12 protein-coding genes are annotated in these 15,313 nt (G+C 41.1%); 8 read left to right on the plus strand and 4 right to left on the minus strand.

The genetic code is table 11. The features are described from left to right. From VFM80_RS10115 to VFM80_RS10125, 3 genes are all read left to right on the plus strand, one after another. On the plus strand, positions 1–1,698 hold a 1,698-nt coding region (locus VFM80_RS10115; protein WP_395071707.1), incomplete at its 5' end, for a PAS domain S-box protein. A gap of 6 nt (positions 1,699–1,704) precedes the next feature. After that, the gene (locus tag VFM80_RS10120; protein ID WP_395071708.1) at positions 1,705–2,937 is read left to right on the plus strand and encodes a GAF domain-containing sensor histidine kinase; all 1,233 of its coding nucleotides are present in this window, start codon (positions 1,705–1,707) and stop codon (positions 2,935–2,937) included. Positions 2,938–3,020: 83 nt separating this feature from the next. Then, positions 3,021–3,290 carry a hypothetical protein gene (locus VFM80_RS10125; RefSeq protein WP_395071709.1) on the plus strand — a complete coding sequence of 90 codons (270 nt, stop codon included), beginning with the start codon at positions 3,021–3,023 and terminating at the stop codon, positions 3,288–3,290. A 74-nt stretch (positions 3,291–3,364) separates the two neighbouring features. Here the strand turns inward: VFM80_RS10125 and VFM80_RS10130 are convergent, their stop codons facing one another. From VFM80_RS10130 to VFM80_RS10140, 3 genes are all read right to left on the minus strand, one after another. Continuing rightward, positions 3,365–5,194, minus strand: coding sequence for an ATP-binding protein (locus VFM80_RS10130; RefSeq protein WP_395071710.1), 1,830 nt, complete (start codon positions 5,192–5,194; stop codon positions 3,365–3,367). A gap of 62 nt (positions 5,195–5,256) precedes the next feature. After that, a complete protein-coding gene (locus VFM80_RS10135) occupies positions 5,257–5,685 on the minus strand; it encodes a SufE family protein (RefSeq protein ID WP_395071711.1) in 429 nt (142 codons plus the stop codon). An 87-nt stretch (positions 5,686–5,772) separates the two neighbouring features. Continuing rightward, positions 5,773–7,041 carry a PAS domain-containing protein gene (locus tag VFM80_RS10140; RefSeq protein WP_395071712.1) on the minus strand — a complete coding sequence of 423 codons (1,269 nt, stop codon included), beginning with the start codon at positions 7,039–7,041 and terminating at the stop codon, positions 5,773–5,775. Between the two features lie 120 nt (positions 7,042–7,161). On the opposite strand from VFM80_RS10140, the gene VFM80_RS10145 reads away from it, so the two are divergent. Beyond that, a complete protein-coding gene (locus VFM80_RS10145) occupies positions 7,162–7,971 on the plus strand; it encodes a formylglycine-generating enzyme family protein (RefSeq protein WP_395071713.1) in 810 nt (269 codons plus the stop codon). 38 nt (positions 7,972–8,009) lie between these two features. Here the strand turns inward: VFM80_RS10145 and VFM80_RS10150 are convergent, their stop codons facing one another. Further along, on the minus strand, positions 8,010–9,173 hold the full coding sequence (locus VFM80_RS10150) for an acyl-CoA dehydrogenase (protein ID WP_395071714.1): 1,164 nt from the start codon (positions 9,171–9,173) through the stop codon (positions 8,010–8,012). Between the two features lie 164 nt (positions 9,174–9,337). On the opposite strand from VFM80_RS10150, the gene VFM80_RS10155 reads away from it, so the two are divergent. The 4 genes from VFM80_RS10155 to VFM80_RS10170 all read left to right on the plus strand — a co-directional run bounded on the left by VFM80_RS10155 (position 9,338) and on the right by VFM80_RS10170 (position 15,034). Continuing rightward, positions 9,338–10,732, plus strand: a complete 1,395-nt coding sequence (locus VFM80_RS10155; protein WP_395071715.1) for a methylmalonyl-CoA mutase subunit beta — start codon at positions 9,338–9,340, stop codon at positions 10,730–10,732. Further along, positions 10,732–12,876 carry a methylmalonyl-CoA mutase gene (gene scpA, locus VFM80_RS10160; RefSeq protein ID WP_395071716.1) on the plus strand — a complete coding sequence of 715 codons (2,145 nt, stop codon included), beginning with the start codon at positions 10,732–10,734 and terminating at the stop codon, positions 12,874–12,876. Before VFM80_RS10155 ends, scpA begins: the two co-directional genes overlap by 1 nt. Before the next feature lie 153 nt (positions 12,877–13,029). Next, on the plus strand, positions 13,030–14,031 hold the full coding sequence (gene meaB / locus VFM80_RS10165) for a methylmalonyl Co-A mutase-associated GTPase MeaB (protein WP_395071717.1): 1,002 nt from the start codon (positions 13,030–13,032) through the stop codon (positions 14,029–14,031). 28 nt (positions 14,032–14,059) lie between these two features. Then, positions 14,060–15,034, plus strand: coding sequence for an endonuclease/exonuclease/phosphatase family protein (locus tag VFM80_RS10170; RefSeq protein ID WP_395071718.1), 975 nt, complete (start codon positions 14,060–14,062; stop codon positions 15,032–15,034). Positions 15,035–15,313 lie beyond the last annotated feature (279 nt).

The following is a 15,313-nucleotide window of genomic DNA, read 5'->3' on the forward strand; positions in this document are numbered from 1 at the left end:
GATCTGGGCTACTCAGCCCGTGAAATAGCCCGCATGAATGTCATGCAAATTGTTCATCCTGACGACCGTCCGGTACTGGAAAACATTCTTACCGGTGAATTGGTTGGGAACAGGGTTAGCATTGAGGCAAGGTGTATAACCAAAGCCGGAAAAACGCTGCATTACCTGATCAGTGGTACCAGCTTCAAACAAAATGGAGAAACCTACATTGTTGGCGGCGGTTTAAACCGTAACGAATTCAAAGAAATTGAAAGTGAGAAGAAACGTAACTCTGAACTCTTGGATCAGCTTTTCTTTAATTCTCCAATAGGTATTGTCCTTATTGACACCAAAGGTAACGTTAAAAATGCAAATCAAAGCTTTGAAAATCTGTTTGGTTACACTAAGAATGAGCTTTTAGGGAATAGCCTGGATGAAAGAATAGTCCCTGATTATATGGATGAATCTGCGAAAACCCTTTCACGAATGAGCTTCACAGGCGATACATTCCAGACTGAAGCTGTTCGTTTAAATAAGGCCGGGCATCAGGTACCGGTACTTATTGGCGGGGTACCTGTAGAAGTTGATGGTGAGATCATAGCTATTTACGGCATGTATGTTGATATCACCGAAAGAAAGAATCTTGAAAATAAGATCTTTGAACTTCTTGAAACGGAGAAAACAGCTCGTCTTCATATGGAAGATATGTTTGAGGAAGCCCCATCTGCCATTGCCATGCTAAGTGGAAGTAACCATACCTTCACATTCGTGAATCAGACATACAGAAAATTGGTAGGTAAAACCGATCTGATCGGTAAAACCGTGCGAGATGTTATGCCGGAATTAGAGGGTCAGGGCTACATGGAAATCCTGGATGATTGTTTTCGGGAAGGTAAACCGTTCTCCTTCTACGAAAAAGAAATGTATTTCAACATAGACGAAGAGAAAAGTAATCACTACCTGAATTTTGTATATAAACCTTTGAGAGATGAAGAGGGAGAGGTGTATGGCATCTTTGTTCAGGCTATAGATGTTACTGAGCAAGTTCAGGCCCGTAATATCATTGAAAAATCATTGGCCGAGAAGAATATATTGCTCGGAGAAATACATCACCGGGTCAAAAATAATCTCGCCATTATATCCGGCTTGGTTGAGCTTGAATTGATGGGTACAGAGGACAAAGCAGTGAGGAACCATCTCGTTTCTACACAATCCAGAATAACTTCTATTGCTAAAATTCATGAGCTGCTTTATAAGAACGAGAGTTTATCGCACGTAAATTTTAAGAACTATATTGAAAGCGTGCTAAATACGGACAAGAAAAAAGCTGATCAGCCTTTTGAGGCTTTCAATTTAGAGGATGTGATCCTGAATGTGAATCAGGCAATACCTGCCAGTATGTTATTGAATGAGATCATATCCTGCCTGAATGAGATCAACAAAGTTGAATTTGGAGGTGGCTCTTGTGGACTCATCTTCTCTCTTAAGAATAATGCCGAATGCGTGTCAATTGAGTTCAAAGAAACCGACAAGAATATCCTTCAATTTTTTAACCAGTGCGATAATGCTGCACCAGATCTGCGGCTGGAATTAATTGAGGTTCTGCTACGGCAGATACATGGAAAGATGGACATCAATAATGACAATCGCCAAAGTTTACTGACCATAAGTTTTTCTAAACGAGAAGTAAGCGGCCCTCACAACGCTTTAAAAAATTAGACAGACATGCTTAGACTTTTTGAAACTATTTCAGACAAAGCTTACCCAATTCCGGAAAATGAAGCCGAGCGTCAGGCTAAAGTTGATCAGTATCAAATTTTAGATACCCTACCTGAAGAGGAATTTGAATCACTGGTAGAACTGGCGGCCATTATAACCGGTTCACCGATATCTTTAATGAATATTCTGGATCATGACCGGCAGTGGAGCAAGGCGGTTTTTGGAGACGAATCCGGACAAACCACCCCACGCTCAGAAACTGTATGCCAATACACTGTTATGCAGGATGGGAACTTTGAGATAGAAGATCTTACAAAAGATGAGCGCTTTATGAACATGTCGTATGTTGAGGGGGATCCTAAATACCGATCATACAGTGGATTTCCTTTAATAACACCTGAGGGGTATAAAGTTGGCGCACTTTGTGTACTGGACACCAAACCTAAGAAACTTGATGAATCCCAGAAAAAGGCATTAAAGACCCTGGCCAATGAAATTATGGCCCGGCTTGAGCTTAGAAATAAGCAGCATCAGCTGGAGCAGCTGAATAAAGAAAAAGATCTTTTTCTGAGGGCCGTTAATCACGATATAAAAAGCCCGATCAACGGAATTGTAAGTTCAGCTCATTATCTGAAACATCACTGGGACGGTGACAGGGATGAACTTAATGAGTTTCTTTCTATGATCGAATTAAGCGGTCAGAAGCTAATTAATTATACCGGTGAGTTAATGTCTAACTCCATGTTTCAAACCAGTAATGAGCTTCATTTGGATGAGACTGCTATTGAGGAACTAATAAAAGACCTGATCCATATTTATACGCCTCTTGCAAAAGCTAAAGGCGTTGATATAAAGTTAGATTGTAACACCTCTTCCCCATTTATACTCGACAATGAAAAGTTCAAGCTTATTTTAAGCAATCTGATCTCCAATGCTTTAAAATTCAGCAGCATAAATGATACCATTACCATAACAGCGAATACCACTGAAAACAAACAAAAGGTACTTCACTGTTCAGTGAAAGATACAGGTATCGGTATTCCTGAAGATTTTATTCCCACACTGTTTCAAAAAAACAGGGAACAGCAGAGGCAGGGGACTCAAGGCGAGATCAGTACCGGAATTGGATTACCACTTGTAAAACATTTAATAGACCTGCATGGTGGCGGCATAAAAGTCAAAACTGAGGAAGGAAGGGGAACTACTTTCCATGTAGTTATACCGGAACAGAAAAAATAGCGTAATAAGAATTTCATTTGTACCCCGAAAACCCAAGAGCCGCTCCCTGATACGGGGCGGCTCTTTTTTTATCTTCACAAAATATGAGGTCAGCAGAAAATATTTTACTACAGCCCTCCAGGCTATTGCTTATTCATAAAAAAGATGCGAATATTACACTAATGTTTCAGGGTGCTCATCTGCCTGAACATGGGTTAGGGTTTTGCCAAAACTGGCGAAAGAACATAACCAAAACAATTTATTTGGAGGCCGAAACCATGGCTAACAAATCTCAAAAACCTGCTCCAAAGTCTGCCCCTAAAGCAACTGCTAAAAAGCAGGCTACACCGGTAAAAAAAGCGGTTAAAAAGTAAGTACCCAAAGATCTTTTTAACTCAATAGAATAATACTTTATCAGAAAGCCGTTTCTGTTTTCAGAAGCGGCTTTCTATTTTTGCATATAGCTGAAAAGCTTCCTTTCCAGTTCAGCCGGATCAAATGGTTTAGTAACAAAGTCATTCATTCCTGCAGCATATACCTTTTCACGGACTTCCTTAAGCGCAGCGGCAGTGAGAGCAATAATTGGAGTTTTTCTTTTGTAAGGGTCATCCAGCTTTCGGATATTTTCAGAAGCTTCATATCCATCCATTTCGGGCATTTGCAGATCCATCAATATTACATCAAAATTCTGCTCTTTTAATGCCTCCAATACTTCTAAACCATTATCTACTACTTTCATCTCTACATTCCATCTCTCAAAAAACCTGATCATGACTTTTTGATTCACTAAATTGTCTTCAGCCAGCAACAGCTTGAGTCCGCTAATGCTTTTTGCCCCTTCTTCTTCAGTAACTTTTGAGGCTTTTTCACCGGCATCACTTTTTTCAAATGTCAGCTCCACAAAAAACGTGCTCCCTTTACCCTCCTCACTTTCAACAGAAATTTTCCCCCCTTGTAATTCGGTAAGTTGCTTACTTATTGTAAGCCCTAATCCCGTACCTCCAAACAAGCGTTTCGTATTTTCACTGGCTTGAGTAAAGCTATTAAAAATGGTATCCATCCTGTCTTCTTCAATTCCGATACCTGTGTCGGTAATAGCAAACTGCAAGGTAATTATCTCGTCTTCATTTTTTAATGAACTAACTTCTAAACTCACTTTTCCATCTTCTGTGAATTTTAAAGCATTACTTACAAGATTGTTTAAAATTTGTGTAAGCCGTGCCGGGTCTCCCATAAGTACATTTGGAGTGTTTTTAGCGATGCTTGCACTTAGATCAATACCCTTATTTTTTGCCAATGACCTGAAGCTCTCGATAATTACATCGATAAGTTCATCCAGCTTGAATTCAATTTTTTCAAACTCAATCTTGCCCGCTTCAATTTTTGAAAAATCAAGTATGTCGTCAATTAATGACAAAAGCGTTTTCCCGGAAAAATCCAGGATATTTATCGGCTCGATCTGGTCTTTCCGCGGACTGTCTTCCTTAAGCAAGTGCGTCATACCTAAAATGGCATTCATGGGTGTTCTTATCTCATGGCTCATAGTAGCCAAAAATTCAGACTTAGCCTTGGTGCTTTTTGCAAGCTCCCCGGTAGTAACTTCAAGCTGACTTATATAATTCTCCAGCTTCTTTTGCTTGATGCTTAATTCTTGATTTAATTCCTGTTCTTTTTCAAGTAGCAGCATCGTTTGCTGCTCCGCATTCTCTTTAAACTGGGAAAATGTGTTGAAAATAAGCCATGTGGTTACAAAGGAACCTGTTAAAACGGCCCATCTCACTAAGGAAAATCCACTTTCAGAAATGTTAATACGCTCAAAAATGATATAGTCTAAAATGAAATATGAAAACACTGAGAGCATTATCCCGATATTTCGAAGATGGATCTGAGTATTGTCAAACAGGAGTATGGATAAGCCCATAGCGGGAATAAAGAAGGCCTGTATCATCGCGTCACCACTGAAGACCGAACTCAAAATAACAATACCTACATCACAGTAGGCTATCAGCAGTATTTTAGCTGATTTTTCAAAACCCTGGCGGGCTAAAAGAGGGATTAATAGAAAGGCAATGGCCTCAGACAGGAAAAACCAAGTCAAAGAAACAGACTCATTAATCTGGAATGCTATCAAAAATAATAGAGAAACTCCGGCCAGGAAGAATGAGACTGAATTTAAAACGGTCAGTCCGGCATTTTTACCGATAATATCTTCATCAGCTCTTAGATCTTTACCAAGAGCGATATCTGAAATGCCGGTTAGAGAGAACTTCTTACTCATATCCATGGTTAATCCTCATTAAATAGAGAATTAACAGATTTATTTTGAGCCTTACAATTAGATTACGATAACGTTTTTTGGGATTTAAACGCCATAGCATAGATCTTCATCTGTTTAACCATAGAAGCCAAACCATTTGCCCGGGTAGGTGATAGGTGTTTAGCCATTCCAATTTTATCAATAAAAGAAGGGGGAGTATTTAGGATCACATCCGGCTCTCTGTTTGAATAAAAACGAATCATCAGCGAAACCAATCCCTTTGTTATTGCTGCATCACTGTCTGCTTTAAATACTACCTTACCATCCTCGACTTTAGCCGTTAGCCAAACCTGACTTTGGCAACCCTTTACAAGATTTTCCTCAACTTTGGCTTCTTCCGGAATTGGCTCCAGTTTATCTCCCAGTTTTATAATGTATTTATATCTCTCCTGCCAGTCCTGAAGCAACTCAAACTCTCGAATAATCCGTTCTTCTGTTTCTTGAATATTCATTTTTATTTTGAATATAAGGTTTCACCTGCTCTGCATAAAGAAAAAGCCCGCACTTCGGCGAGCTTTTTTTTCTAGGATATTCAATGATTAATTTTCTACTTCCAGCTCTATCAGCGCAACACTTTTAACGCTCTCTACCACTTCTTCATTGGCTCCATAACCAGGCTTAAAGGATTGTACCACAGAAATATAGTTTCCATCCGAGGTTTTGTATTTACAGCTTACACTTGATGAAGTTCCATTGAACGCTTTTTCAAGTGCTTTCTCAATAGCTTTAACGTCATCAGCATGGAGCAGCACTTCGCTTACCCCTTTCTCTATCACCAAATCAGGATCAAGCCCCGTGATGGCTGTAAAACTATCAGAAATAAATTTACATCCTGTTTCACCGTCTTCATTGACAACAAATCTTAAAGAAAATTCATCTTTCTTTCCGACAATATCCTCAAATTTATTTTTCTTCTTCTTGAGGGTTTCAATTATACGGTTTCTCAAAGATATATTGTCAAAATGGATACGAATGACCGTCTCTTCATTGCTGACGAAGTAATTAATATTACCCTCCAGTTTCACCGTATCACCTTCCTTACCAATAAACTCCCACGAGTAAGAATCCTCTCCAATTTTATCAGAATCAAAATCTTCAAATAATGCCTTTAATTCAGCTTGGTCATCTTCCGAAACCAAGCCCCATATTTTCACGGTTTTAAGCTCGTCAGCATCATAGCCCAAAAGATTTTTAAAGGAACTATTTGAAGAAATTATATTACCCTGAACATCCAAGTCAACAAAAGTCTTTTTAGACTCCTCAACCAAATTGTCAAAATCAAGATTAGCGTCAAAGATCAGTTTACTCGATTCCTTACGATCTGTAATATCACGCTGATAGGAAACCCAGTGTGTGATCTCTCCATTCTTATTAGTTAACGGATGTATATCCCACTGATTAATGAATTCACTGCCATCCTTTCTGTAATTGACGGTATGACCAAAAAAGGCTTGTCCCTCAATCAATCGTTCTTTTAAACGGTCCAACACGTGCCGGTCTGTCTTTTCCCCTTGTAAGATCCTGGGGGTTTTACCAATTACTTCTTCTCTTGTATAGCCGGTCATTCTTGTAAATCCATCATTTACATAAACAATTTTAGGACCGGGATTTTCAAGGTCTAAATCGGTTATTAGAATGGAATCATAATCATGCTTTATAGCTTGTTCCACTAAAGAAAGCTGCTTTTTAACTTCCTGAAAACGATCATGCAACTCTTCATATAGCTCTTTTAGTTTTGATAAGGAAGCTTCATCTTTACTGCATTGTTTCAGCTGAGCTAAAATCTTTTCGTCTAACTTATGATCCATTTTATTAGTTATTTCATCTAAATGATAGAGAGATTGGTGTTCTGCACAACATAAACTCTGTAAGTAAGAACATCATTCCATTTTCTTGAATTTATTTCATAATAAAACTATTATGGTAGTATGAATGAAATTTTAAGAATTTTCTTATTAGCACTGATCTTTGTATTCAGTTTAAGTAACTGTTCTGTGTTCAAAAATACCCCTTCTACTTCCAAACCTGAAATGGTTTTTGTGGAAGGAGGTACTTTTTTAATGGGTGATGTTATTAAACGTTCTAATTCGGATGCCCTTCCTCTTCATGAGGTGAACATAAAAGATTTCTACATCGGAAAATATGAGATCACTTTCGAACAATACGATGAATTCGCTTTAAACACGGGGCGAGAATTACCCAATGACAGAGACTATGGACGCGGCCAACGGGCGGTAGTATATATTAACTGGCATGATGCACAGGCTTTTTGCAATTATTGGGGGTGGCGTCTCCCCACAGAAAAAGAATGGGAATATGCTGCGCGTTCAAGGGGCAAAAAGATGCAATTTTCCGGGACAAATAATATCGATTCGCTTGATGTATATGCCGTCACTAAAAACTCAAACATCAATTTTTCATATTTGGCAGGCAGTAAAAAGCCAAACGAGCTTGGGCTTTATGACATGAGTGGCAATGTTCTTGAGATGACAGGCTCATTTTATCAAAGTTACTCTGCTCCTGACAGTATTATAAATTTACAAGACAGGGGGCTGCGTGTGGTACGGGGAGGAAGCTTCCTTGAAAATATAAGTACTAATCAAACCTTTTGGCGGGTGGGCACTTATGATCTGATGATACACAATGATGTGGGATTCAGGTGTGCTGTTTCACAAGAAGAACTAAACAAGCAGGGTTTCTTAAACGGCCTTTTTCAGTTTAAAGAGAAACAGCCTTAAAATAAAAAGGGGGCCGAAGCCCCCTTTTTCTCACTCACTCATCGAAGTAGCAACTTAGCAATTGTGCTGAGCTGCATGTTCGTTGTACCCTCGTAGATCTTACCGATCTTAGAATCACGGTAATATTTCTCTACGGGATATTCTTTAACATATCCATATCCTCCGAATAGATCGATCGCTTGCGAACTCACGCTCTCAGCTACCTCAGAGGAATAAAATTTAGCCATAGCCGCTTCTTTCAGGAAATTCTGCCCGGCCATTTTCTTTCTGGCTGCATTGTAAACCAATAATCGAGCAGTTTCAATATCTGTTGCCATTCGTGCCAGTTGAAACTGGACACCCTGAAATTCTGAAATCTCTTTTCCAAACTGCTTGCGTTCCTGTACGTAGGCAAGGGCAGCATCAAAGGCACCCTGAGCAATACCGATCATCTGGGCTCCGATTCCAACACGACCTTCATTTAAGGTCTCGATGGCTACTTTATATCCTTTTCCAACTTCGCCTACCACATTTTCTTTTGGAACGCGGCAGTTGTCTAATAAAATCTCACAGGTAGAACTGGCACGAATTCCCAGTTTGTTTTCTTTTTTAGAGATCGAAAATCCTTCCATTCCACGCTCAACTACAAAAGCTGTGATTCCCTTGTAACCCGCATCAGGATTTACATTCGCCATCACTAAAAAGATATCGGCTTCCTTGGCATTGGTGATCCATAGCTTGGCGCCATTCAGCACAAAGTCATCTCCGTCTTCGGTAGCAGTAGTTTTTAAAGCAAAAGCATCACTCCCCGAACCGGCTTCGGATAAACAATAGGCACCTACTTTCTCGGTAGCAAGCTGTGGTAAATATTTATCTTTAAGGTGATCGGATGCAAAATTAACAAATGCATTATTTACGAGTGTATTTTGAACATCCATAAATACCCCTGCTGAAGCATCAACTCTCGAGATCTGCTCGATGGCCACAATTGACATCATGAACGTTCCCCCGCCACCGGAGTACTTTTCGGGAATATCAATTCCCATCAATCCCATTTCAAAAAACTCTTTGATAAGACCCGGATCGAGTTTTGCATTCTCGTCCATTTCTTCCACCAAAGGCTTTATAGAAGCTTCAGCAAAATCAGCCGCCGCCTCTTTAAGCATTTGTTCATCTTCGGTAAGTTGTGTTAAAGGCGGAATTAATTGCTCCGTTTGTTCCATCAATTGAGTAAGTGAGTTTGATTCGTGTGAAAATGGAATTGAATATAAAATTGTAAGCGCTTTTTTACTAATTAAAACGGTATTTTTTAGGGTAGGTTAGTAAAGAACTTCTTACCTCTTTATTTTGGACTGAAATTAAAATTTAATAAACCCGAAGCGTAGTTTTGAATAACCTGAATTTCAAAGACAATCTGCATTTCAAAGAATTTCCACCCATATCTACAGAAGAATGGGAAGAAGTCATTAAGTCTGATCTAAAAGGCAAAAACTATAAAGATGTCTTGGAATGGGAATCCGGGGAAGGTGTAAATGCCCTTCCTTTTTACCGAAAAGAACATCTGCAGGGTCTTGCTCGAAGCCCCATTCCTGTTCGCGCTTCCACCTCCTGGAATATCATTGAACCTATTGAAGATGTTGATCTGAAAACAGCTAACAAGCTTGCTTTACATGCACTCGAAAATGGAGCCTCAGGTTTGCTATTCGAGCTTCAGGAAAAACGGATCTCATCGCAAAGTGATCTTGAAATACTACTTAAGGATATAAAGATCGAATTTATTACAGTGAAATTTGGCCTGCACCTTTCAACTCCAAAAATCACAAAATGGCTTGCCGCAATATGTGATAGCCGGGGAATACAGAAGGAAAAGCTTAACCTGTATTTTTCTTTCGATCCTTTTTCCACAGCTATTCAGTCCGGAAAACTTCTTACTAAAAACAGCATCACTAACATGCTCAATAATTCGCATGGAGTATTTAGTTTTGCTGTCTCAGATGCTTCCGTTTATGCCAATTCCGGGGCCTCCATTGTTCAGCAAATTGCTTTTGCATTGGCTGCCGGAAATGAACTGCTCGGATTAAATGATAAGATTGCGAATGATCTTTACTTCAATTTCTCATCCGGGCCAAGCTATTTTCCTGAACTTGCTAAATTTCGTGCATTCAAATTGATGTGGGATCGGGTTTTACAGGAATATGGATTTGATAATACTTCTACTGCCATTCACGGCGAAACACCTTTATGGAATAAATCAAAGACAGATGCCCATAATAATATGCTCCGTTCCACCACGGAAGCCATGGCTGCAGCTTTAGGCGGTTGCAATTCGATCACCGTTCATCCTTATGATAAACATTTTGATGAGCCCTCAGGGTTTTCTTCCCGCATTGCACGCAACATTCAGCTCATCTTACAAGAAGAATCCTACCTTGATAGAGTGGCTGACCCCGGAGCCGGAGCCTATTATATTGAGGTTTTAACGGATAAAATAGTCAAAGAAAGCTGGAAGCTTTTTCAAGAGATCGAAGCAAAAGGTGGTTTCCATGAATGCCTGAAGGAAGAATTCATTCAGAACGAGATCACAAAATCCCGAGAAGAAAAAATATCCGCCTACAAAGAAAAGAAAAAAGTATTGGTTGGCGTGAATAAGTATCAACCTGACGAAATTCATAATTCAAATTCCAAAATTCAAAATTTTGAATTCTCAGACACCCCCTCTATAGACATTCAGAAAATCGAGCCACTGAACATCGAAGCGGAACTTCAAAAGGAGGATGCATAATGAAGAAGGATTTTTCAAACATTGATTTAAACCTCAGTTCAGCTAAAAGATCCGGCACTGTTTCTGATCAACCGTGGGAAACCCCGGAGAAGATCCCTGTAAAGCCGACTTTCACCAAAGAGGACATCAAAGATCTGGAGCATTTGGATTATGCTGCAGGCATCCCCCCTTACCTTCGTGGTCCTTATTCAACTATGTACGCGGTTCGGCCGTGGACTATCCGCCAGTATGCCGGGTTTTCTACCGCTGAGGAATCGAATGCTTTTTACCGAAGAAATTTAGAGGCCGGGCAAAAAGGGCTTTCAGTGGCTTTTGACTTAGCGACTCACCGCGGGTATGATTCAGATCATCCGCGTGTTTCCGGGGATGTTGGTAAAGCCGGTGTAGCCATCGATTCCGTGGAAGACATGAAGATCCTCTTCGATCAAATTCCATTGGATAAAATGTCGGTTTCCATGACCATGAATGGTGCCGTCATTCCCATAATGGCTTTTTATATCGTGGCTGCAGAAGAACAAGGTGTAAAACCGGAACAGCTAGCCGGCACCATCCAGAATGATATTCTGAAGGAATTCATGGTTCGGAATACCTACATCTACCCTCCTGAACCTTCCATGAAGATCATCGGAGATATCTTTGAATATACGTCTCAAAATATGCCACGATTCAACTCCATCTCGGTAAGTGGCTACCACATGCAGGAAGCAGGAGCCACTTGTGATCTTGAGCTTGCTTACACCCTTGCCGATGGACTCGAATATCTGCGCAGGGGCATCAAAGCCGGAATGGATGTTGATGAATTTGCCCCGCGTATTTCATTTTTCTGGGGCATCGGGATGAACCACTTTATGGAGATCGCCAAGATGCGAGCCGCACGACTCCTCTGGGCTAAGATCGTGAAGTCTTTCAACCCTAAAAATGAAAAATCTCTTTCGCTGAGAACACATAGCCAAACTTCGGGATGGAGTCTTACCGAACAAGATCCTTTCAACAATGTGGCGAGGACAACCGTGGAAGCATTAGCCGCTGTGCTGGGCCACACGCAGTCTCTGCACACAAACGCACTCGATGAGGCCATTGCACTGCCTACTGACTTTTCGGCACGCATAGCCCGAAATACGCAGTTATTCTTGCAGGAAGAAACCGGAATCACCAAAGCCGTGGATCCTTGGGCAGGTTCTTACTATGTAGAATATCTAACGGATAAGATCGCGCGCCGTGCCTGGACCCTTATAGGTGAAGTCGAAGAACTCGGTGGAATGGCAAAAGCCATTGAAACGGGACTGCCAAAAATGAGGATCGAAGAAGCCGCAGCCCGCAAGCAAGCCCGCATCGATTCCGGTAAAGACACCATCGTCGGCATCAACAAATATCAAACCGACGAAAAATCTGAAATTGATTTGCTGGAAGTAGATAATGTGAAAGTCAGGAAGTCGCAGATCGAGCGGATCAATAAAATGAAAGCTGACCGAAATGATAAGGCTGTACAGCAAGCGCTTGATAAACTTACGAAATGTGCTGAATCCGGTGATGAAAATTTATTAGCTTTAGCTGTTGATGCAGCCCGTGAACGAGCCACCCTCGGTGAAATATCCGATGCAATGGAGGAGTCTTTCGGGCGATATAAAGCAACCATTAAATCCATTTCAGGCGTGTATTCTTCTGAGTTAAAAAATAACGATCATTTTAAAGCCGCCCTCGCAAAAGCTGATGAATTTGCTGAATTGGATGGCCGACGCCCAAGGATCATGGTTGCAAAAATGGGACAGGATGGGCACGACCGGGGTGCAAAAGTGATCTCGACCAGCTTTGCCGATCTTGGCTTTGATGTAGATATTGGCCCGCTTTTCCAAACCCCTGAAGAAGCCGCACGACAAGCCGTAGAAAATGACGTGCATATTTTGGGCGTTTCAAGTTTGGCCGGTGGGCATAAAACGCTCGTCCCTCATGTTATTGAAGAACTCAAAAAACATGGTCGCGAAGACATTATGGTAATAGCGGGTGGAGTGATCCCTCAGCAAGATTATGATTTCCTATACGATGCGGGAGTCACTGCTGTTTTCGGTCCGGGAACTGTAATACCAAAAGCAGCCAAACAAATTTTAGATGTATTGATCGAGAATTATTCCAATGGATTGGATTGATCGAAATTCTTCAGCTCCCTCCGTTCGTTCCAACACAGAGCGTAGGAGCGAGGATGAGACGTTACTACAGCTGTTAACTTTTCCAAAGTTAGCAGACAAAGCCTATCAACTCCGAATTCCTTATAACTTTGGAAAAGTTAACAGGAGGGTATTTTGAGCCGGAATCTCCCCGCAGCAAAAGAATTTATTGACGGCATTTTATCCGGAGACCGGATGTTGCTCAGCCGTGCCATTACCCTGATCGAAAGCACTAAGCGGGAACATCAGGATCTGGCGCAGGAAATTATTGAAGGCTGCTTACCCCATGCCGGAAATTCGATTCGTATTGGAATTACAGGGGTTCCGGGAGTTGGAAAGAGTACATTTATTGAAGCTTTCGGAAATTATGTTATTGAGGATGAAGGAAGATCACTGGCCGTACTGGCCGTAGATCCCAGCAGCTCCAAAACCCGTGGAAGTATTCTCGGGGATAAAACCCGCATGGAAACGTTATCCAATCATCCCAAAGCCTACATTCGCCCAACTCCAACCTCAGGATCACTCGGCGGGGTAGCCCAAAGTACCAGGGAAACTATATCTGTATGCGAGGCCGCCGGCTTTGATACCATTTTAATTGAAACGGTTGGAGTGGGACAGTCTGAAACAGCCGTTCATTCCATGGTTGATTTCTTTCTATTACTGATGCTGGCCGGGGCCGGAGATGAACTTCAGGGTATCAAACGAGGTATTATGGAAATGGCAGATACCATTATCATTAACAAAGCAGATACCGGTAATGAAGAAGCGGCTAAACGAGCCATGGCTGAATACAAGAATGCCCTTCATCTATTTCCGCCAACAGAGTCGGGCTGGATCCCAAAAGTCGCTACCTGTTCTGCCTTCCACAATAAAGGTATACCGGAAGTTTGGGATATCGTCGATGAATTTATGAGGCATACCAAAGCCAAGGGATTTTTCGACAAAAAAAGAAAAGAGCAGGCCAGTTATTGGCTGGATGAAAGTATCAATCAGGAATTGCATCGTGTGTTCTATAATGATCCGGATCTTAAACGTGAAATGGAATCTTATCGGGAACAGGTTCAACAGGGACAGCTATCATCCTATAAGGCGGCTCGTGATCTGATGCAGATCTTTCTAAACAAGAAAAAGAAATAATCAAAACAATACCCAGCGTCTATTATTTATGAAGTCACATTTTAAGTATTTAGCAATATTTACGTTATTTCTCACTATAAATTTCTACGGTTGTGGTGATGGGTCAAATCCTGTAGATGAAACTATTGAGCCTGAGCCAAATATTGAATTTGAAGCTGTGGGTACTGAATCCACCTTAGATTTTGCTACCTGGAATCTGGAATGGTTTGGAGATACTGGAAATGGCCCTTCCAATGAAGACCTACAGCTTGAAAATATACGTTTTGTGATCTCAGGTCTTGATATGGACATCTGGTCTGTACAGGAAGTCACGGGAGCTTCCCAATTTAATGATCTGCTTACGGAACTGGATGGGTATAACGGTTTTTTAGCCAATGATGAATTGGTAACGAACGGTCCTGAATATTACAGTGATTTTGGTAATAACGAACAAAAGGTTGGCCTGATCTATAAATCAGATATGGCTTCCATTACCAGTGCCGAAGTAATTCTTACAGATTACGACTATGAATTCGCGGGAAGGCCACCAGTAGAAGTATTACTCAACACAACCATTGGGGGTATATCTCAGGAACTTGTGGTCATCTTGCTTCATGCGAAATGTTGCACGGGAAATGAAGACCATGAGCGAAAAGTAGCAGGGGCAGAGGCATTAAAATCCTATCTCGACCAAAACAGACCAAATGACCTTGTAATGGTGATCGGAGATTTTAACGATGATGTCGATGTATCCATTTCCTCGGGACAAGAATCGGCATATAAGAATTTTGTAGATGATTCTCAGAATTACATTTTCCCTACCATAGCTCTTTCTGATTCAAATATGTCTTCTACCGTTTTTTATTCTGACGTAATAGATCACCACCTAAATACCGATGAGCTCTACAATTTATATATAGAAAATTCAGTCTTATCATTTCCTGCTGATGATTATGTGATCAACTACAGTGAAACAACCAGCGATCATTACCCGATACTTTCACGCTATACCCTTGCACCCTGAAATTGAAAGGATTCGATCCAACGGATTGCCCGCCTGATCGATGATATAAGCGCATGCAGTTCAATTGGGTACAGAAAAGCTTCGGATACCTACTCAAGCAATCGGTCAGACGGACTTAGAGCCGGCAGACCGAGGGGTGGGTCAAACATTCCAGGACTCGATCCGACGGATTGCCCGTCTGATCGATGATATAAGCTCAGACTGTTGAATTGGGGTATAGAAAAGCTTTGGATACCTACTCAAGCTATCGGTCAGACGGACTTAGAGCCGGCAGACCGA

This window comes from Gracilimonas sp. (assembly GCF_035704785.1).
Lineage (GTDB): Bacteria > Bacteroidota > Rhodothermia > Balneolales > Balneolaceae > Gracilimonas.

Excerpts from the sequence above, each read along its gene's own strand:
- VFM80_RS10120 (WP_395071708.1), top strand. The coding sequence starts at position 1,705 with ATGCTTAGACTTTTTGAAACTATTTCAGACAAAGCTTACCCAATTCCG.
- VFM80_RS10125 (WP_395071709.1), top strand. The coding sequence starts at position 3,021 with ATGAGGTCAGCAGAAAATATTTTACTACAGCCCTCCAGGCTATTGCTT.
- VFM80_RS10130 (WP_395071710.1), bottom strand. The coding sequence starts at position 5,194 with ATGAGTAAGAAGTTCTCTCTAACCGGCATTTCAGATATCGCTCTTGGT.
- VFM80_RS10135 (WP_395071711.1), bottom strand. The coding sequence starts at position 5,685 with ATGAATATTCAAGAAACAGAAGAACGGATTATTCGAGAGTTTGAGTTG.
- VFM80_RS10140 (WP_395071712.1), bottom strand. The coding sequence starts at position 7,041 with ATGGATCATAAGTTAGACGAAAAGATTTTAGCTCAGCTGAAACAATGC.
- VFM80_RS10145 (WP_395071713.1), top strand. The coding sequence starts at position 7,162 with ATGAATGAAATTTTAAGAATTTTCTTATTAGCACTGATCTTTGTATTC.
- VFM80_RS10150 (WP_395071714.1), bottom strand. The coding sequence starts at position 9,173 with ATGGAACAAACGGAGCAATTAATTCCGCCTTTAACACAACTTACCGAA.
- scpA (WP_395071716.1), top strand. The coding sequence starts at position 10,732 with ATGAAGAAGGATTTTTCAAACATTGATTTAAACCTCAGTTCAGCTAAA.
- VFM80_RS10170 (WP_395071718.1), top strand. The coding sequence starts at position 14,060 with ATGAAGTCACATTTTAAGTATTTAGCAATATTTACGTTATTTCTCACT.